This is a genomic window from Idiomarina abyssalis, from assembly GCF_900116625.1.
Taxonomy (GTDB): Bacteria; Pseudomonadota; Gammaproteobacteria; order Enterobacterales; family Alteromonadaceae; genus Idiomarina; species Idiomarina abyssalis.
This window is the reverse complement of the sequence record NZ_FPBE01000005.1, coordinates 88385-107093: the sequence shown is the minus strand read 5'-3', so window position 1 is coordinate 107093 and position 18709 is coordinate 88385. Positions and strand designations below refer to the sequence as shown.

Annotated in this window: 17 protein-coding genes and 1 riboswitch; of the genes, 15 read left to right on the top strand and 2 right to left on the bottom strand. The window is 49.0% G+C overall.

Annotated features, from left to right (window positions below):
* Genes recG through hemB form a run of 10 tightly spaced genes read left to right on the top strand, consistent with a single transcriptional unit; the run spans position 1 to position 10052 of the window.
* Entirely contained in the window at positions 1-2082 is a 2082-nt protein-coding gene (recG, locus tag BM359_RS10010) for an ATP-dependent DNA helicase RecG (RefSeq protein ID WP_054490108.1), read from the top strand.
* Between the two features lie 41 nt (positions 2083-2123).
* The gene (gene ubiE / locus BM359_RS10005; protein WP_054490110.1) at positions 2124-2879 is read left to right on the top strand and encodes a bifunctional demethylmenaquinone methyltransferase/2-methoxy-6-polyprenyl-1,4-benzoquinol methylase UbiE; all 756 of its coding nucleotides are present in this window, start codon (positions 2124-2126) and stop codon (positions 2877-2879) included.
* A complete protein-coding gene (locus BM359_RS10000) occupies positions 2879-3484 on the top strand; it encodes a ubiquinone biosynthesis accessory factor UbiJ (RefSeq protein WP_054490112.1) in 606 nt (201 codons plus the stop codon). The genes ubiE and BM359_RS10000 overlap by 1 nt, the downstream gene beginning before the upstream one ends.
* A 2-nt stretch (positions 3485-3486) precedes the next feature.
* Positions 3487-5148 carry a ubiquinone biosynthesis regulatory protein kinase UbiB gene (ubiB, locus tag BM359_RS09995; RefSeq protein ID WP_174507669.1) on the top strand — a complete coding sequence of 554 codons (1662 nt, stop codon included), beginning with the start codon at positions 3487-3489 and terminating at the stop codon, positions 5146-5148.
* A 20-nt stretch (positions 5149-5168) separates the two neighbouring features.
* A complete protein-coding gene (tatA, locus tag BM359_RS09990) occupies positions 5169-5393 on the top strand; it encodes a twin-arginine translocase TatA/TatE family subunit (RefSeq protein WP_054490117.1) in 225 nt (74 codons plus the stop codon).
* Positions 5394-5744, top strand: a complete 351-nt coding sequence (gene tatB, locus BM359_RS09985; RefSeq protein WP_054490119.1) for a Sec-independent protein translocase protein TatB — start codon at positions 5394-5396, stop codon at positions 5742-5744. It abuts the gene before it with no gap.
* Entirely contained in the window at positions 5741-6475 is a 735-nt protein-coding gene (gene tatC / locus BM359_RS09980) for a twin-arginine translocase subunit TatC (RefSeq protein WP_054490121.1), read from the top strand. Before tatB ends, tatC begins: the two co-directional genes overlap by 4 nt.
* Positions 6465-7256 carry a TatD family hydrolase gene (locus BM359_RS09975; RefSeq protein ID WP_054490122.1) on the top strand — a complete coding sequence of 264 codons (792 nt, stop codon included), beginning with the start codon at positions 6465-6467 and terminating at the stop codon, positions 7254-7256. The genes tatC and BM359_RS09975 overlap by 11 nt, the downstream gene beginning before the upstream one ends.
* Complete coding sequence (locus BM359_RS09970; protein ID WP_054490124.1) at positions 7249-9027, top strand: sensor domain-containing diguanylate cyclase; 1779 nt, start codon at positions 7249-7251, stop codon at positions 9025-9027. Before BM359_RS09975 ends, BM359_RS09970 begins: the two co-directional genes overlap by 8 nt.
* A gap of 17 nt (positions 9028-9044) precedes the next feature.
* Entirely contained in the window at positions 9045-10052 is a 1008-nt protein-coding gene (gene hemB / locus BM359_RS09965; protein ID WP_054490125.1) for a porphobilinogen synthase, read from the top strand.
* On the opposite strand, the gene BM359_RS09960 is transcribed toward hemB, so the two are convergent.
* Positions 10049-11014, bottom strand: a complete 966-nt coding sequence (locus tag BM359_RS09960) for a Ppx/GppA family phosphatase (RefSeq protein ID WP_234972490.1) — start codon at positions 11012-11014, stop codon at positions 10049-10051. The genes hemB and BM359_RS09960 overlap by 4 nt on opposite strands.
* On the bottom strand, positions 10977-12257 hold the full coding sequence (gene rhlB / locus BM359_RS09955) for an ATP-dependent RNA helicase RhlB (RefSeq protein ID WP_054490129.1): 1281 nt from the start codon (positions 12255-12257) through the stop codon (positions 10977-10979). The genes BM359_RS09960 and rhlB overlap by 38 nt, the downstream gene beginning before the upstream one ends.
* A 91-nt stretch (positions 12258-12348) precedes the next feature.
* On the opposite strand from rhlB, the gene trxA reads away from it, so the two are divergent.
* The 5 genes from trxA (at position 12349) to BM359_RS09930 (ending at position 18703) form a co-directional block, all read left to right on the top strand.
* Positions 12349-12675, top strand: coding sequence for a thioredoxin TrxA (gene trxA / locus BM359_RS09950; RefSeq protein ID WP_054490132.1), 327 nt, complete (start codon positions 12349-12351; stop codon positions 12673-12675).
* Between the two features lie 249 nt (positions 12676-12924).
* On the top strand, positions 12925-14193 hold the full coding sequence (rho, locus tag BM359_RS09945) for a transcription termination factor Rho (protein WP_011235587.1): 1269 nt from the start codon (positions 12925-12927) through the stop codon (positions 14191-14193).
* 7 nt (positions 14194-14200) lie between these two features.
* Positions 14201-15673 (top strand): 4-hydroxy-3-polyprenylbenzoate decarboxylase, encoded by a 1473-nt coding sequence (gene ubiD / locus BM359_RS09940; RefSeq protein WP_054490134.1) that lies wholly within the window; start codon positions 14201-14203, stop codon positions 15671-15673.
* Positions 15674-16375, top strand: coding sequence for an NAD(P)H-flavin reductase (gene fre, locus BM359_RS09935; RefSeq protein WP_054490136.1), 702 nt, complete (start codon positions 15674-15676; stop codon positions 16373-16375). It begins immediately after the preceding gene.
* 50 nt (positions 16376-16425) lie between these two features.
* Positions 16426-16524: riboswitch (TPP riboswitch) on the top strand.
* A gap of 49 nt (positions 16525-16573) precedes the next feature.
* Positions 16574-18703: a TonB-dependent receptor gene (locus BM359_RS09930; RefSeq protein WP_054490139.1), complete on the top strand. Its 2130-nt coding sequence runs from the start codon at positions 16574-16576 to the stop codon at positions 18701-18703.
* The last annotated feature ends 6 nt before the right edge of the window (positions 18704-18709 follow it).

Genomic DNA, 18709 nt, shown 5'->3' with positions numbered 1-18709 from the left:
GTGGCGGTAAAAGGACTGCAGCACATTCCACTGACGGTACTTAAAGGTGTGGGCGAAAAGGTTGCGGTTAAGCTGCGCAAGCTGGGCTTAGCCTCTGTCAGCGATGCACTGTTGCACCTGCCGCTGCGATACGAAGACCGTACCCAAGTGACCGACGTTGCAAATTTGCGTGCTGGTGTGGCAACCAATGTTTTGGTCACGGTGCGGCATGCCGATATTAAGTACGGCCGTAAGCGCATGCTGATTTGTCAGGCCAGCGATGAAACCGGCAGTATCAGTCTGCGCTTTTTTCAGTTCAGCGCAGCGCAGTTGAAACAGTTTGCTCAAGGCACGCATTTATTAGCTTTTGGTGAAGTGCGCCGCGGCATGACCGGCTGGGAGATGATCCACCCGGAATACCGGGTGGTCAAAGCCGGTGAGCCATTGAATATGCAGGAAACCCTGACACCAGTCTACCCAATGACAGAAGGTGTGACTCAAGGGCTATTGCGTAAGATCATTGAGCAGGCACTGACGTATCTTCAGCCTGGCTCTTTGCCCGAGCTTCTGCCGGAAAAATTAAGGCCCCATCAACTTTCTCTCGAACAAGCGATTTTAACTCTGCACAGACCGCCGGTAGATGTTCCTTTGCATCAGTTGGAGCAAGGCGAGCATCCGGCGCAGCAGCGACTGGCGTCGGAAGAACTTATTGCGCATCAATTAAGTTTGCTGCAGTTACGCCAGTCCCGACAGGCTCAGGCGGGCTTTACCATAAAAGGCAATGGTGCGTTACAAGAGGCATTTTTAAAGCAGTTGCCGTTTTCACCCACTGGCGCGCAGGCAAGAGTGGTGAAAGAAATTACCAGCGATATGGCCCGAGGCCAACCAATGATGCGTCTCGTGCAGGGCGATGTTGGTTCGGGCAAAACTCTGGTTGCGGCGCTCAGTGCCCTGGCCGCGATTGAAGCGGGATACCAGGTGGCTTTAATGGCACCAACCGAGCTTTTATCTGAGCAGCACGCTATTACCTTTAGTCAGTGGTTAATGCCGCTGGGCATTAATGTCGCCTGGTTGAGCGGTAAATCAAAGGGTAAGTCCCGTCAGGAGTTACTGGCACAGTTAAAACAAGGTGAGATCCAGTTACTGGTTGGAACCCATGCGCTGTTCCAGGCGGATGTTGAATATCAGAGCCTGGCATTGGTGATTATTGACGAGCAGCACCGTTTTGGTGTGCATCAACGGTTAAAATTACGCGAAAAAGGCGTTCAGGCTGGTGTGCATCCTCATCAATTGATTATGACCGCAACACCCATCCCGCGAACTTTAGCTATGACGGCCTATGCCGACCTGGCCACTTCGGTAATTGATGAGCTACCACCAGGCCGCACACCGGTCACGACGGTGGCCATTCCGGATACCCGGCGGGAACAAATTGTGGAGCGTGTGCGGGAGGTCTGTGCCACTGAAGGCCGTCAGGCGTATTGGGTCTGTACGCTTATTGAAGAGTCCGATGTACTTGAATGTCAGGCAGCAGAAGACACCGCCAATGACTTGCAGGAGCAGCTGCCAGGTTTAAGTATTGGCCTGGTGCATGGCAGGCTTAAGCACGAGCAGAAAGAACAGGTGATGCAGGCGTTTAAAGCGGGTGACATTGACTTATTGGTCGCAACGACTGTCATAGAGGTTGGGGTGGATGTTCCTAATGCGTCGCTGATGATCATTGAGAACCCGGAGCGGCTGGGCCTGGCTCAGTTGCACCAGTTGCGCGGACGAGTTGGTCGTGGCTCGGTAGCCAGTCACTGCGTGCTGCTGTATCACAGTCCGTTGTCACAAACGGCGCAGCAGCGACTGGGCGTTTTACGGGAAAGTAACGACGGTTTCGTGATTGCACAGCGAGACTTAGAAATTCGCGGGCCGGGTGAATTGCTGGGGCACCGGCAGACCGGCCTGGCCGAATTGAAAGTGGCTGATTTAGAGCGCGATGAAGCGTTAATACCAGAAGCCCAAAATATTGCTCAGCACGTATTAGAGCACTACCCACAAAGCGCTGAAGCGTTAATTGAGCGCTGGTTACCGCGTCGTGACCACTATGCTCAGGTGTGATCATCAAGTACACTAGTACAAAATCAGTTCGGGATAGTTAAATGAACGATAAAAACGAAGAATCCATTGACTTTGGGTACCAAAAAGTTGCCCGCAGTCAGAAGAAAAGCCTGGTCGCTGATGTCTTTCAATCGGTAGCGGCAAAATACGATGTCATGAACGACTTAATGTCGTTTGGCATTCACCGTTTATGGAAACGTTACACCATTGACTGCAGTGGTGTTCGCCGCGGTATGAAAGTGTTGGATATTGCCGGTGGAACCGGCGACTTAACCGCGCAGTTTTCACGCCGTGTCGGGGCTGAGGGCGAAGTTGTACTGGCCGATATTAACGACGCTATGCTGAAAGTAGGCCGTGATAAATTGCGCGACAGTGGCGTTATTGGCAATGTACGTTATGTGCAGGCTGATGCGGAAGAGCTTCCGTTTGATGACAATACCTTTGACGTTATTACTATTGCTTTTGGCTTGCGCAATGTCACCGACAAAGACAAAGCTCTGCGCTCTATGCTGCGGGTACTCAAACCTGGCGGACGTGTATTAATTCTTGAGTTTTCTAAACCGGTATCGGCTACGTTGAACCAGGTGTACGACTTCTATTCGTTCAACATTTTACCCAAAATGGGACAGGTTGTTGCTAACGACTCTGACAGCTACCAATACTTGGCGGAATCCATTCGCATGCACCCTGATCAGGAAACACTGAAGTCGATGATGAGCACTGCCGGGTACGAAAAAGTCGATTACCAGAATATGACTGGCGGCGTGGTTGCACTGCACCGAGGGTATAAATTCTGATGACGCTATTACCGCTTATTCCAACTTTGTTGGTTGAAAAGGTAGCGAATAATCTGTTGCACCGTGACCCGGAGTCGGTGGAGCGTTTGCAGCGTCTGGACGGAAAGCGTCTGCGCTTTCATCTGAAAGAGCTGCCTTTTGAAATTACCGTGAGTGTGGACACCCACGGTGTGCAGCTCAGTACGTCGGATGAGAGCGATGTAGACTGCCGAATAGCAACAGAAATGGGTGTACTGCCCGAGCTGCAGGATACAGCCAACCTGACGCGACTGATCAAAGCGGATTTACTGGATATTGACGGTGACCCTATGCTGGCGCAACAGGTGGTGAGCTTGTTTAAGTCATTAAACGTCGACTGGGAAGCGGAACTGGCGAAGACCATAGGCGACGTGCCTGCACACTGGTTGGGTAAGCTTTGGCGTCGCAGCCGCGAGCAAGTAAAAACACAATGGCAACAGCAGCAGCGCTGGGTCCATGGTGTGCTAACTGAAGAGAAAAAACTATTACCGGTAAGAGCTGAATTTGACCAGTTTAAAACCGATTTACAACAGCTGCGGGCTCAAATTGAGCGCCTTGAACGTCAGTGTCGTGAGAAGAAGGGTTAATGATGCGGACGCGTCGCTTTTATAAAATTACCAAAACACTACTGAGCTATGGGTTAGATGATCTTATCCCTGCACGCTGGTTGCCCTGGACCATTCGTTTAGGACGTCATGCGTTGTTTTGGTTACCCAATAAGCACAAAGACAAGCCTGCGGGTGTGCGGTTAAGGCTGGCGCTCGAAGAGCTTGGTCCGGTGTGGGTTAAGTTTGGTCAAATGCTCTCCACCCGCCGCGATCTATTACCGCCTGATATTGCGATTGAACTGGCACGTCTGCAGGACAAAGTCCCTCCTTTCGACGGTCATGCAGCGCAGCGTATTATCGAAAAGTCCTTAGGTTTACAGAGTATTAGTGACTGCTTTGCTGATTTTGACACAACCCCTTTGGCGTCGGCGTCAATTGCTCAGGTGCATACCGGTAAACTGAAGAAAAGAGACGGCGAGTTAACGGATATTGTTATAAAGGTCATTCGTCCGGATATCCGCGAGACTATTAATGCCGATTTGGAGCTAATGGAAACTCTGGCGTCGGTAGCTGCAAACCATTTACCGGATGGGCGGCGCTTAAAGCCGAAAGAGGTGGTTAAAGAATATCGGAAAACCTTGCTCGATGAGCTGGACTTAATGCGCGAAGCGGGTAATGCAATACAGTTAAAGCGCAACTTTGAAAACTCAGACATGCTTTATATTCCGGTGGTTTACAGTGACTACAGTCGCCATAACGTGATGGTTATGGAGCGCATTGACGGTATTCCGGTAAGCGACATTGCGACTCTGCAAGCTCGTGGTGTCGATATGAAAAAGCTCGCTGAACGGGGCGTTGAAGTCTTTTTCACCCAGGTATTCCGCGACAGCTTTTTTCATGCGGACATGCACCCGGGTAATATTTTTGTGGCGAAAGATGACCCCAGAAACCCGCGTTATATCGGTATTGATTTCGGTATTGTCGGAACCCTTAACCGCGACGATAAGCGCTATTTAGCCGAAAACTTTCTGGCCTTTTTTAACCGTGATTACCGCAAAGTTGCGGAGCTTCATGTTGACTCAGGCTGGGTACCCAAGCACACCAATATTGAAGAGTTTGAGTCTGCCATAAGAACGGTTTGTGAGCCTATTTTTGAGAAGCCACTGGCGGAAATATCCTTCGGACACGTGCTGATCAACTTATTTAATACGGCGCGACGTTTCGAGATGGAAGTGCAGCCGCAACTGGTTTTACTGCAAAAAACCTTATTGTACATTGAAGGTTTGGGTCGCCAGCTATACCCGGAACTGGACTTATGGAAAACCGCTAAACCATTCCTCGAGCGTTGGATGAATGAGCAACTGGGCTGGCGTGCTATTGTCCGTTCGGTGAAAGAGAACGCGCCGTACTGGGCTGAGAAATTGCCTGAAATGCCAATGATGCTGTATGAAAACTTACGCCAGCAACACAATATTGATGAACGAGAACGGCAGCTGCGCAGGCAACAGCTTTTAACTCAGAAGCAGGCTTCAACCTCCCTGTTCTGGACGGTATTAACCGGCAGCGGTTTAATTTGTACGACATTACTCTGGAACCAGTCCGAGTTATCTGAGGTTACTATTGGCTCCGGAGTCGTCACTGTTATTCTGGGAATTATGGCCTGGCGCACCCGGCCTAAAACGACAAATAGTGAACTTATTTAACGTAAACGATAGGAAATAAAATGGGTATATCACCTTGGCAGCTCCTCATACTGTTAGTCATTGTTGTCTTGCTGTTCGGCACCAAGCGTCTTCGCAATCTGGGTTCCGACCTGGGAAATGCGGTAAAGGGCTTTAAAAAGTCCATGGGCGATGAAGCGGATGGCAAAGATAAAGACGACGACTCTCTGCAACACAAAGAAGAGCATGACGACAAGTCAGATTCGGATAAAACCGGGAAGTCGTAGATGTTCGATATTGGTTTTTGGGAGTTATTGCTTATAGCGATAGTCGGCTTGCTGGTGCTCGGTCCCGAGCGCCTGCCGTCAGCTATTCGCGGCTTTCAGAGAACCTTATCTGGTATCAGGCAATACTCCCAAAAAGTGCAAAGTGAGCTCGATAATGAGCTGCGCATAAAAGAATTGCACGAGCATTTGAAACAAGCTGAAAGTCAGGATTTGGAAAATTTAAGCCCGGAGCTGCAGCGCTCGCTGGTTGAGCTAAGGAACGCGGCAGCCGATGTTCAGCGACCTTATTCAAAAGACAAGCCGGAAACTGACAACAAGCCAAAAACGGACACGGATAAAGGTGCGGAATGAGTGACTCGCCTTTATTAGACCACTTACTTGAACTGAGAAACCGGTTACTGCGCTCTATACTGGTAATTTTGTTGGTGTTTGCTTCACTGGCTTACTTTGCCAATGACATTTACCACTTTGTTGCACAACCTTTGCTCAGTAATATGCCGCTCGGCACGCAAATGATAGCGACAGACGTCGCCGCCCCTTTTTTCACGCCCTTTAAATTAACTCTGGTGGTAGCCCTGGCGCTGGCGGTTCCTTATTTATTATGGCAAGTGTGGGGGTTTATTGCGCCGGGCTTGTATGGACGCGAGAAGCGCTTAGTGATTCCGCTTTTGGCCACCAGCACGTTACTTTTCTATGCCGGCATTGCTTTTGCTTACTTTGTGGTTTTACCTGTTGCTATGGCGTTTTTTACCGGCGCAGCACCGGAGGGTGTCACAGTAGCTACAGACATATCCCGTTACCTCGACTTTGTTTTAGCTATCTTCGTCGCGTTTGGTATTGCGTTTGAAACACCAGTTGCCATTATGCTGCTTATTTGGACGGGAACCTGCAGTCGGGAGTCGCTGGCGAAAAAACGGCCTTATATTATTGTCGGGGCCTTTGCTATCGGAATGTTGTTAACACCTCCGGATGTTATTTCTCAAACTTTGCTGGCAATACCTATGTGGATGTTGTTCGAGTTAGGCTTGCAAGTCAGCCGTTGGTATACGCCGGGTAAAAAGGAAGAGGACGATGTGGTTTGATGCGGGCGTAAACCTAACCAATAAACGACTGCTGAAGGACCTGGATGGCGTCATGCTGAGGGCTCAGCAAGCAGAGGTGCGGAAACAACTGATCATATCAACCTCTATTGATGAGGCTGAACAGGCCATTAAATTGTGTCAGCAGTTTCCTGAGCAATTGGTGATGACTGTAGGTATTCACCCTCATGATGCCGGTGAAGCGCCTGCGGACTACAAACAAAAGTTAAAAGAGTTAGCCCAGCACCCTGGCGTCGTTGCTATAGGAGAGTGCGGACTCGATTTTAATCGCAACTATTCTCCCAGGCCCGAGCAGGAAGCTGTATTTGTTGCGCAAATTGAACTGGCTAATGAGCTCAACCTGCCGCTTTATTTGCATGAACGTGACGCCATTGACCGACAAATTGAGCTACTTAACCAATACTGTGCTGATAACACCTTATGTTTAACGCATTGCTTTACAGGCGGTGCCGATGAACTGAAACGCTATGCCGAGCGCGGTCACTGGTTTGGTATTACCGGTTGGCTGTGTGATGAGCGGCGTAATCAGGAGTTACTAGCGGCGGTGCCTAATTTGCCACTCGACAGACTAGTTTTGGAAACGGATGCGCCGTTTTTATTGCCCAGAGGCATTAAACCGCGTCCTAAAATGAACGAGCCCGCATTGTTACCTGTTATCGGTGAAACGCTGGCAAAGCATCTGCAGATATCAACGCAAAAGTTAGCAGAGTTAACCTACGCAAACACTGAGCGCTTTTTCGGGCCGGGAGAACAACGTGACTAAAGCATTCTCGCTGAATGTGTTGAAATGGTTAGTGACAGCTTTCGTTCTGCTGGTTCTCCTGGTGTCCACAGCTCAGGCGCAACTGTTACCGACAAGCCAGTCGGAACTTGCCATTGAATATACTCACAGCGAGCAAAAGCTCGACCTGGAAACAGCCCGGAATTTGTCAGCCAGCCAATGGTCAAAACTGGAGACTGATCGGGCATCCTTTGGTTATACCAGTGACGAATATTGGTTTCGTTTTCAACTTGAAAATAAACCTTACGATCGCATTCTGCACATTGCCTACCCGTTACTCGACGAGCTGACCATTTATATCATTCAGCCCGAAGGGGTCAGAACTTACCAGATGGGTGACACGGCACCGTTCGGTGAGAGGCCGATACCCACTTCAGAGTTTGCTGTCCCATTACCTGAAAATACCAACGGTGAGATTTACATAAAAACCAATACTCAAAGCTCTATGCGTCTGCCTATTGCAGTGCGAACTGAAATTGGTTTCTTTGAAACGCAAATGAACCGACGGATAGCCGAAGGGATCTACTTTGGTGTTTTGCTTTGTATGGCGGTATATAACTTGTTTGGTTTTATCGCTTCACGGGAACCGGAGTTTGGCGTTTACTCACTTTATACCTTATTTTTTGCCGGCCTTATGTTGTCGCTGGAGGGTCTGGGTTTCCATTACCTTTGGCCTAATTCCCTGTATTTGCAAGATAAAGGGATTCCCATATTCGGGAGTTTAACCTTTTTAACGGCTGCCTTATTTGCTTATCAGCTGCTTGAACTTAAGCGTTATCGGTACACATGGGGCCGCGGCCTCATGGTCATGGCGTCTTTGTCCGCTATCAGTCTGTTAATTGCAATTTTTGCCAGTTATCGAATCAGTATCCACGTGCTGCTGAGTCTGGCTGTGCCGGGTTGTCTATTCCTGTTACTTGTCGGCGCCTACATGTGGCGTAAAGGCTTTGTCTACGCCCGTATTTTCACGCTGGCCTGGTGCAGTTTACTGGTCTCGGTTGTTGCTAACTCGCTGGGATACCTTGGCGTTATTGACAGCATGTTCATTCAACGCCATGCCATTATGATAGGCTCCGGTATTGAGATCCTGCTGCTGTCCTGGGTTCTGGCTGTACGTTACAGCGAACAACGCAAAGAGCGGCTGCTGGCCGAGAAACGCTATAACCGTGAGCTTGCAGAAAGCGTTGATGAACGTACATTTGAGCTGCAAGTCGCTTTAAGAGAATTGCAGGATGTAAATACCGAGCTGGAGCAAAAGAACACTGAAGACCCATTAACGGGGCTTTATAATCGCCGTTACTTTCAGCAGCATCTTGATAGAGAACTAAGACGAACGTTACGCCGTGAGTTGCCATTGGCGTTATTAATGATTGACGTTGATCACTTTAAGCCCGTTAATGACACCCATGGGCATTTGGCAGGTGACCAAATCTTGCAGCAGCTGGCAAGTTTAATGCAGAAACATGCAAAGCGTGCTGCTGATATTGTGTGCCGTTACGGCGGAGAAGAGTTTGCCATCATTCTTCCTGAAACCGACTTACAGGAAGCTGAGATTTTTGCAAAACAATTGCTTGAGCAAGTTCGTGAAACTGAGTTTGAAACCAATGCCGGCTTGCTTAAAATTACCTTGAGTGTTGGCGTTATCTCCACCAGTGCACGTATTTTTGATAACGTTGATGAACTCTTTAAAGCCGCAGATGACGCATTGTACGCCGCGAAACATGACGGTCGCGACCGAGTTGCGGTGCAGTAACTAATCAGGAGTCAAAGATGATAAACCAGGGTGCTTTTCCGGGCAGAAGACTGCGACGCTTACGCCGTCATGAGTTTAGCCGGCGGCTTGTGGCGGAAAATCAGTTAAGTGTTGATGATCTCATTTATCCGATGTTTGTACTGGAAGGTGAAAACCAGCGCGAACAAGTCAGCTCCATGCCAGGTGTTGAGCGCGTCAGTATCGACTTACTGCTTCAGGAATGTGAAGAGCTGGTCGGTCTGGGTGTTCCTATGGTGGCATTATTTCCCGTTACGCCGGCATCGGCAAAGTCGGAAATGGCAGAGGCTGCATATGACGATAACGGATTAGCACAGCGCGCGGTTAAAGCGATAAAAGCGCAGTTTCCTGAACTGGGTGTTATGACCGATGTTGCTCTGGATCCGTTCACGACTCATGGCCAGGACGGCATTATCGACGGCAGCGGCTATGTACAGAACGATATTACTACCGACATTTTAGTCAAGCAGGCCTTGTCTCATGCGCGCGCAGGCGCTGACGTTGTGGCGCCGTCGGATATGATGGACGGCCGCATTGGTGCTATTCGAAGCGCGCTGGAATCTGAAGGCTTTATTAATACTCAAATTATGGCGTATTCAGCTAAATATGCCAGTGCGTTCTACGGTCCGTTCCGCGATGCTGTCGGCTCTGCAGGTAACCTGAAGGGTGGCAATAAAAAGACCTATCAGATGGACCCTGCAAACTCAGATGAAGCCCTAAAGGAAATAGCATTGGATATTCAGGAAGGCGCTGACATGGTTATGGTAAAACCGGGTATGCCTTATTTGGATATTGTGCGCCGGGTTAAAGACAACTTTGGTGTCCCAACTTTCGCTTACCAGGTGAGCGGTGAATACGCCATGCTGCAGGCTGCCATTACTAACGGTTGGTTAGGTCAGGATGTTATTGAAGAGAGTCTGTTAAGCTTTAAGCGTGCAGGTGCCGACGGCATTCTCACTTATTTTGCAAAAACGGTTGCCCAACACTTAGCTGAGAAGAAACGTTAAGCTGTGATTTCATCGGCAAGCTGTGCGAGTAGCCCCTCGCGCAGCGCGCCTGTAGTAACCTCAAATTTATCGACATTGAGTGTTTTTAGCACGGCAAACAGTATGGTGATTCCACCAACTAGAACAGCACGACGGTCATCCCTTAAGCCGGCAAAATTAAGGCGTTCCACTTGTCCCTGTTCAATACAGCGCTGAATCAGTTGACCTAACCAATCCCGGCTTAGTACCTGCAGGCCTTCTGCAGTCGCAATTTCACTGATTGCACGAAAGGTACCTGACGCTCCCAGTACTCTTAACCAGCCATGCTTTTGGTAATCATCAACATAGGAAGCAAGTAACTGCTCGGCGGTTTTTGATGCTTGCTCAATGCTTTCGCTGTCAATGCGCCCCTGTTTAAAGAAGCGATTTTGAAAAACCACACAGCCCATATCGAGACTGTTGAGAATATTGGCCCGGGAGCCGTTACCTGCAATAACTTCCGTGCTGGCGCCGCCAATATCAATAACCAGGACCTTGTCTTTGCATTGTGAAGCACTGCAAACGCCGGCATAGATCAATTCGGCTTCGCGTTCACCGGTAATGATTTCAATGGGAGAGCCCAGTACAGCTTCAAATTTCTCAAGAAGCTGTGCTTGATTACTGGCTTTACGCAAAGCAGCGGTGGCCACTGCTTTAACGGCATGTGGCTGAAAGCGTTCAAGCTCTTTCGCAAACAAATTCAGGCAATGTGCACCGCGTGAAATAGCCGGGTCGTCGATGCTGTCATTCTCATCGAGTCCGTCAGCTAAACGAACCTTTTGCTTATGACGCGCTAAAATGCGGGGTTTAGGGAAGAACCCTGTCATGGAAACTTCTGCCATCAACAAATGAAAACTGTTGGATCCCATGTCGATGGCAGCGAGTTTGCGCTTTTTTGCAGGCATATTACGACGCGTTGCGCGGTGGTCCTGAGCGACGACCACGAGGCTTACCCTTGCCTCCGCCGCCGGAGTTGTGGCGACGGCGACGCTGTACAGGACGAGGGCGTCTTAAGTCTGACAATAAAGCATCAGGGTCGTATTTGGTTACCGCAATTGTATGACCAATATAGTCTTCAATAGCCGGTAAGTTGTAGACGTACTCTTCGCACGCCAGGCTGATAGCTGCACCACTGGCGCCGGCACGTCCGGTACGGCCTATACGGTGCACATAGTCTTCGCAGTCGTCAGGCAGATCGAAGTTATACACATGCGTCACTTCGGGAATATGCAGACCGCGGGCCGCAACATCGGTTGCGACTAAAAAGTCGAGTTTACCTTCGGCAAAGTCTTCCAGAATGCGTAAGCGCTTTTTCTGCGGGACATCGCCGGTGAGCAGACCTGCGCGGTGTTCATTCGCAACCAGCCAACCGTGTACTTTCTCACAACCATGTTTGGTATTTGCGAAAACAATAGCTTTATCCGGCCAGTCTTCCTCAATAAGCGTAAGCAATAGCGGAAATTTCTCTGGCTTAGAAGGATAGAACAGCTCCTCCGTTACTCGCGTTGCCGTTTTTTGCGACGGCTCAACTTCGAGCTTTGTTGGGGCATTCATGTGCTCGTAAGCCAGTTCCTGAACACGATAAGACAACGTGGCTGAAAACAGCAGGTTCAAGCGCTTGGCCGGTTCCGGCATTTTCTGCAACAAATAACGAATGTCATCGATAAAGCCAAGGTCAAACATGCGATCGGCTTCATCCAGAACCACAACCTCAATGTCGTTGAGACTGAACAGACCTTGCTTATAAAAATCGATAAGTCGCCCTGTGGTACCAACCAGTATGTCGGGTTGTGAAGCTAGCTGCTCTTTTTGGCCTTCGTAACCTTCGCCGCCATAGATAACGCCCATTTTCAAACCACAGTGCTCAATAAGAGCATCGGCGTCGTGCGCTATCTGAATAGCCAGTTCGCGAGTAGGAGCCATAATGAGTGCGCGCGGCCCCGATTCTGTTTTTTCGGACGATTCGTTCTGCATTAAGCGGTTGAAAGTAGCCAGCAGAAATGCCAAGGTCTTTCCTGTACCTGTCTGGGCTTGGCCGGCAACATCACGCTCAGAGAGAGCAACAGGCAGACTTAACGCCTGAATTGGAGTACAATACTCGAATCCGGCACTGGATATTGCTTGCTGGATTTTGGGGTGAAGCGCCAAATCAGCAAAGCGAGTTTCTGTAAGATGTGTTTTAGTCATAAGTTATAAGCATATCAGTTTGCGCTTGTATTCAAAAACAGAAATAATACTATTCTAATATTTCCACGCGAAGAAAGTAGCGGAGAGTACCATGAGTGACGCAATAGTTCAGCTAAGTGATGACAGTTTTGATGCTGATGTCATTAATTCCGATAAACCCGTATTAGTCGACTTTTGGGCTGAGTGGTGTGGACCATGTAAAATGGTAGCGCCTATTCTTGATGACATTGCCAGCGAATACGCTGACAAATTGGTTATCGGCAAGCTGAATGTCGACCATAATGAACAAACACCACCTAAGTACAACATTCGTGGCATTCCAACGTTATTGTTGTTTAAAGGCGGTGAAGTTGTTGGAACCAAAGTGGGCGCATTATCACGTGCTCAGTTAACCGAGTTCCTTGAGCAGCATATTTAATGATTGTCAAAAAGCGGCGCGTTATGCGCCGTTTTTGTTGAGAAAACTGGACGGATTGCTTTTTTGGTGATAACTTCTGCTCATTAACTGTTCATACGGGTTCACCAACTCCACCGGTTAGCCTGTTTTAAAATGAAACTTCTGTTTCTGGTTTCGCACTTCGCGAATTCCGAAAGTTCCAATTGTTTTACTTTCTAGAGTCAAATTAAAAAAGGCTTTGTGTTCAATCGATAACTCGAAAACCCTCCTATGAATCTAACAGAACTTAAAGACAAACCCGTAAACGAGCTAGTTCAGCTCGCGGACTCAATGGGCCTTGAGAATATGGCCCGCTTGCGCAAGCAAGACATCATTTTCGCTATTTTAAAAGCGCATGCTAAAAGTGGTGAAGACATTCACGGTGGCGGTGTGCTGGAAATTCTGCAGGATGGCTTCGGCTTCTTGCGTTCAGCCGACTCGTCTTACCTGGCTGGTCCGGACGATATTTACGTCTCCCCAAGCCAGATTCGTCGCTTTAACCTGCGCACGGGTGACACTATCGGCGGGAAAATTCGCCCACCGAAAGACAGTGAACGTTATTTTGCCCTGCTGAAAATTCGCGAAGTTAACTTCGACAAGCCTGAAAACTCCCGCAATAAAATCTTATTTGAAAACTTAACACCGCTGCACGCGGAAGAGCGTTTTCATCTAGAGCGTGGTAACGGCAGTAAAGAAGATATCACTGCACGGGTACTGGACTTATCTGCCCCTATCGGTAAAGGCCAGCGCGGTCTTATTGTTGCGCCACCAAAAGCGGGTAAAACCTTACTATTGCAGAATATTGCGACCTCAATTGCGGCGAACCACCCGGATGCTGAACTGATCGTTCTATTGATTGATGAGCGTCCGGAAGAAGTTACCGAAATGCATCGCCTGGTGCATGGTGAGGTGGTTGCCTCAACCTTTGATGAACCTGCCAGCCGTCACGTTCAGGTAGCGGAAATGGTTATCGAAAAAGCGAAACGCCTGGTTGAGCACAAAAAAGACGTGGTGATTCTGCTGGATTCAATTACTCGTTTAGCCCGTGCTTATAACACCGTTATTCCAAGTTCCGGTAAAGTGTTAACCGGTGGTGTGGACGCTAACGCATTGCATAAGCCGAAGCGTTTCTTTGGTGCGGCTCGTAACGTGGAAGAAGGTGGTAGTTTAACCATTATCGCAACGGCTCTAATTGATACCGGTTCGAAGATGGACGAAGTCATCTACGAAGAGTTTAAAGGTACCGGTAACATGGAGCTGCACCTGAATCGTAAGCTGGCTGAACGTCGTGTGTTCCCGGCAATTGATTTCAACCGTTCAGGTACGCGTCGTGAAGAGTTGTTAACGACTCCGGACGAGCTGCAGAAAATGTGGATCCTGCGCAAAATCATGCATCCAATGGGCGAAGTTGAAGCCATGGAGTTCTTGATTGACCGTCTGCAGATGACCAAAACCAATGACGAATTCTTCGAATCGATGAAACGTCAACGCAACAGCTAAGCGGCGTATGAAATATCAAGATTTGCGTGATTTCATCGCGCTCCTGGAGGAGCGCGGTGAACTTAAACGCATCCAACAAGAAATCGACCCCTACCTCGAAATTACCGAAATATCAGACCGCACCTTAAAAGCCGAAGGCCCTGCCTTATTGTTTGAAAACGTGAAAGGCCACGATATGCCGGTATTAGCTAACCTGTTTGGTACGCCAGAGCGGGTGGCTTTAGGTATGGGGCAGGAGTCGGTGACCGCTTTACGGGATGTCGGTAAGTTACTGGCGTTTTTAAAAGAGCCGGAGCCACCTAAAGGCTTTCGTGACGCACTGAATTTACTGCCTAAGTACAAAAAAGTGCTGAGTATGTCGCCGAAAAGCATTAAAAAGGCGCCGTGTCAGCAAGTGGTCATGAGTGGCGATGGCGTTGACTTAACTAAGTTGCCGATTCAGCATTGTTGGCCGGGTGATGTAGCGCCGTTAGTGACCTGGGGTCTTACGGTAACTCGAGGGCCACATAAAGAGCGCCAGAACTTAGGCATTTATCGCCAGCAACTTTTGGGGCCGAATAAGCTTATTATGCGCTGGTTGTCGCATCGCGGCGGCGCGTTGGATTTCCAGGAGTGGTGTCAGCAGCATCCGGGTGAAAAATTCCCTGTGTCGGTAGCCTTAGGTGCTGATCCTGCGACCATTTTAGGTGCAGTAACACCGGTGCCGGACAGCTTGTCTGAATATGCTTTTGCCGGGCTGCTGCGCGACAGCAAAACCGAAGTGACGCAATGCATCAGTAATGAACTACAAGTACCGGCGCATGCAGAAATCATTCTTGAAGGTTACATCGAGCCGGGCGAAATGGCGCCGGAAGGGCCTTATGGCGACCATACCGGGTATTACAACGAAGTGGATGAGTTCCCGGTATTCACCGTGACTCATGTGACTCATCGTAAAGACCCAATTTATCACAGCACTTATACCGGACGTCCGCCGGACGAACCTGCCGTGCTGGGCGTTGCTTTAAATGAAGTTTTTATTCCGTTGCTGCAAAAACAGTTTCCTGAAATTGTCGATTTTTATTTGCCACCGGAAGGCTGTTCGTACCGTTTAGCCGTAGTCACTATGAAAAAGCAGTACCCGGGCCACGCCAAGCGCGTGATGATGGGAGTCTGGTCGTTCCTTCGTCAGTTTATGTACACCAAGTTTGTGATTGTGTGCGACGACGATGTGAATGCGCGAGACTGGAAAGACGTGATTTGGGCCATGACGACCCGAATGGATCCGGCACGCGACACTACCTTGGTTGAGAACACGCCAATTGACTACTTAGACTTTGCGTCACCGGTGTCTGGTCTTGGATCAAAAATGGGTATGGATGCAACCAATAAGTGGCAAGGCGAAACTGACCGCGAATGGGGCGAGCCTATCGTCATGAGTGACGATGTTAAGCAACGTGTCGACCAGCTTTGGGACGAACTGAACATTATGGAGTCGTGAATGAGTCAACAAATGACCTGTAAAGCCGATATTTCGCGCCAGTTAGCAGACGCTGTTTGGGAAGTGCGTTTGCAACTGCCGCAACCGGTTGAATTTAAAGCAGGCCAATATCTGATGGTAGTCATGGGTGAAAGAGACAAACGGCCTTTTAGCATTGCTTCATGCCCTTCAGATAAAAGTGAGTGGTTACTTCATGTTGGCGCTACGCCGGACAACAGTTACGCAATGGAAGTTTTGGATAAAGTGCGCGCCGCCGGGGAACTAGAGATTGATGCGCCGGATGGTAGTGCCTTTTATCGTCAGGAAAGTACCCAGCCTGCGGTTTTAATTGCCGGTGGTACAGGGTTTTCTTATGCTTACTCCATTTTGCAGCATCATTTACGCTTGTCACCAGAGCGATCACTAAGCCTTTATTGGGGGGCAAAAAGCCTAAGCGACCTGTATTTGCATGACAAGCTGGAGAGCCTGGCAGAGCAGTACGAGAATTTCGATTACCATCCGGTGGTTGAAGACGCTTCGGGTGACTGGCCTTATTCAATTGGCTTAGTACATCATGCGGTTATGGCGAGACAGAAAAACTTGTCGGACTGTGAAGTTTACATGGCTGGACGTTTTGAGATGGTGCGCGTTATCCGCGACGACTTTGTGGCTAAAGGCGTGCCGTTAGATAATCTTTACGGCGATGCCCTGTCCTTCATTTAATTGTACTGAAAGTAAATTTGTTTAACGAATAAGCTGCGTTATACTGACGCCGCTTTACCAAGGGGTGCCGGCAACGGCTGAGATGCATTAGCGAACCCTTAAAACCTGATCCGGTTAATACTGGCGTAGGGATGGTAGAAAACCCGTCTAATACAGCCTTACCGGATCGTTTCTGACTTTGTTTTGAGGAAATGATCCATGAAAATAATCCATTCATACCTGGCAGCCAGCATAACTACTGCGCTATTCACGTCACCTGTATTTGCTGATGTTGCAGAAGACACTCAAGATACGCAAGACATAGAAATTATTGAAGTGAGTGGTGACTTTCACCGCCGTACCTTAAATGAAACCACCAGCAGTGTTTCTATTATTGATAAAGACGCCATGCAGCAGCGTCACTCTCAGCATTTACAGGACACTCTGAATAGCTTCGCTAACGTAAACTTCTCAGGTGGTACCTCCACGGCTCGTTTCATTCAAATCCGTGGTATTGGCGAGCGTTCTCAGTTTGTTGATCCGGTGACACCGTCTGTCGGCTTATTGATTGATGGCATTGATTACAGCGGACTAGGCAGTGCCGCATCGCTTTTCGATATTAATCAGGTCGAAGTTTTCCGTGGTCCGCAAAGTGGTCGCTTTGGAGTGAATGCGATGGCCGGCTTATTGTTGCTTGATAGCACGGCACCGAGCAGCGATTTCAACGGTGAGTTTCAGTTATCGGCGGGAAATTATTCTGAAGCCATGGGTGGTTTAGCCATGGGCGGTAGCCTGGGGGCATTAGGTAACGCGCGTTTCTCAGTCAGCCAGTTTCAGCAAGACGGATATATGGAAAATACTTACCTGGATAAGGAAGACACTGAACAGCGCGATGAGTTAAGTGCCCGCTTCCTGCTGGATACTGAGCTTAGCAAAGACTGGTTGCTGCAGACGGTTCTGCACTATAACGATGTTGATAATGGTTACGACGCTTTCAGTCTGGATAACACGCGCGAGACTCTGTCTGATGAGCCGGGTTTTGACCGTTTAGAAAGTCAGGCGCTGCGTTTGCAGTTGAGTTACCTGGGCTTTGATAACAGCCGACTGGAAATGTCCGTTAACCAGCTAGATGCCGACACGGGTTATGCCTACGATGAAGACTGGACTTACGAAGGTATCGCTCCGGGCTGGGAGTATTCTTCTTTTGACGCGTACTTCCGTGAACGTGACGACAAAACAGCCGAAGTTCGCTGGCTTTCAGATGATCCTGAAGCTCTTTTTGGCATTGACAGTGAATGGGTCCTGGGCCTGTATTACTACGATAAGTCGGTACAGTTAACCCGCGATTACTTTAATTGGGACTTAGGCGTGCCGGCCATTTTTGAAAGCGATTATGACAGCAAGCACGGTGCTCTGTACGGCGAGTTGACCCAGCATTGGACTGACCGTGTTAGTACCATTACCGGTTTGCGGGTTGAGCGTTATGACAATGACTACCTGGACAGTCGGGGCGTCACGGCAGAACCTGAAGACACAATGGTTGGCGGGAATTTCAGTCTGCGCTACCAAGCTTCCGATGAGAGTTACCTGTACGCAACAGTAGCTCGCGGTTATAAAGCCGGAGGTGTTAACGGGGAAGCCCTCGGTAAAGCTGAAGATCAGGGACTGGAAGAATTAGAAAACTATCTATTAGAGCGAGCAACTTTCGCGCCCGAAATTCTCTGGAGTACTGAGTTAGGTGTTAAAGGTAGTAGCCCCGATGGCCGTTTAACGTCGCGGGTTAGCGCGTTTTACCACTGGCGCGACGATGTTCAGCTAAAAGGTTGGGTGAATCGCGATCAGTCTTTTGTCGGTTATATCGAAAATGCAGCGGAAGGCACGGGTTATGGCCTGGAAGCAGAAATTCGAAATCAGTTGACTGACTGGTTGGCTGTTTTTGCTTCCGCCAGTTGGTTAAAAACCGAAATTGACGGTTTTGTCACGGAAGACGGTACGGACATGACCGGCCGTGAACAGGCGCAAGCACCTAACTACCAGTTTAATATTGGCCTTGAGGGCTGGGTCGGCGAGAACTTCCAGTGGGTGATTCAGACCGACGGCAAAGATGAATTCTATTTCTCCGATTCGCACAACCAAAAAGCCGATAGCATGGCAGTATTGCACCTTGCGTTGAACTATCATTATCAAGACTGGCGTATCAGTTTCTGGGGTCGTAATTTAACAGATGAAGACTATGAAATTCGTGGCTTCTATTTTGGTAATGACCCACGTAAAGAGTACATCCCCGAAACTTACGTGCAGTATGGTGAACCTCGTCGCTTTGGGGTTACTGTCAGTAAGTCGTTTTAAAGGAGG

Coding starts and splice junctions, on each gene's coding strand:
- ubiE (WP_054490110.1), top strand. CDS start 2,124: ATGAACGATAAAAACGAAGAATCCATTGACTTTGGGTACCAAAAAGTT.
- BM359_RS10000 (WP_054490112.1), top strand. CDS start 2,879: ATGACGCTATTACCGCTTATTCCAACTTTGTTGGTTGAAAAGGTAGCG.
- ubiB (WP_174507669.1), top strand. CDS start 3,487: ATGCGGACGCGTCGCTTTTATAAAATTACCAAAACACTACTGAGCTAT.
- tatA (WP_054490117.1), top strand. CDS start 5,169: ATGGGTATATCACCTTGGCAGCTCCTCATACTGTTAGTCATTGTTGTC.
- tatB (WP_054490119.1), top strand. CDS start 5,394: ATGTTCGATATTGGTTTTTGGGAGTTATTGCTTATAGCGATAGTCGGC.
- tatC (WP_054490121.1), top strand. CDS start 5,741: ATGAGTGACTCGCCTTTATTAGACCACTTACTTGAACTGAGAAACCGG.
- BM359_RS09975 (WP_054490122.1), top strand. CDS start 6,465: ATGTGGTTTGATGCGGGCGTAAACCTAACCAATAAACGACTGCTGAAG.
- hemB (WP_054490125.1), top strand. CDS start 9,045: ATGATAAACCAGGGTGCTTTTCCGGGCAGAAGACTGCGACGCTTACGC.
- rhlB (WP_054490129.1), bottom strand. CDS start 12,257: ATGACTAAAACACATCTTACAGAAACTCGCTTTGCTGATTTGGCGCTT.
- trxA (WP_054490132.1), top strand. CDS start 12,349: ATGAGTGACGCAATAGTTCAGCTAAGTGATGACAGTTTTGATGCTGAT.
- rho (WP_011235587.1), top strand. CDS start 12,925: ATGAATCTAACAGAACTTAAAGACAAACCCGTAAACGAGCTAGTTCAG.
- ubiD (WP_054490134.1), top strand. CDS start 14,201: ATGAAATATCAAGATTTGCGTGATTTCATCGCGCTCCTGGAGGAGCGC.
- fre (WP_054490136.1), top strand. CDS start 15,674: ATGAGTCAACAAATGACCTGTAAAGCCGATATTTCGCGCCAGTTAGCA.
- BM359_RS09930 (WP_054490139.1), top strand. CDS start 16,574: ATGAAAATAATCCATTCATACCTGGCAGCCAGCATAACTACTGCGCTA.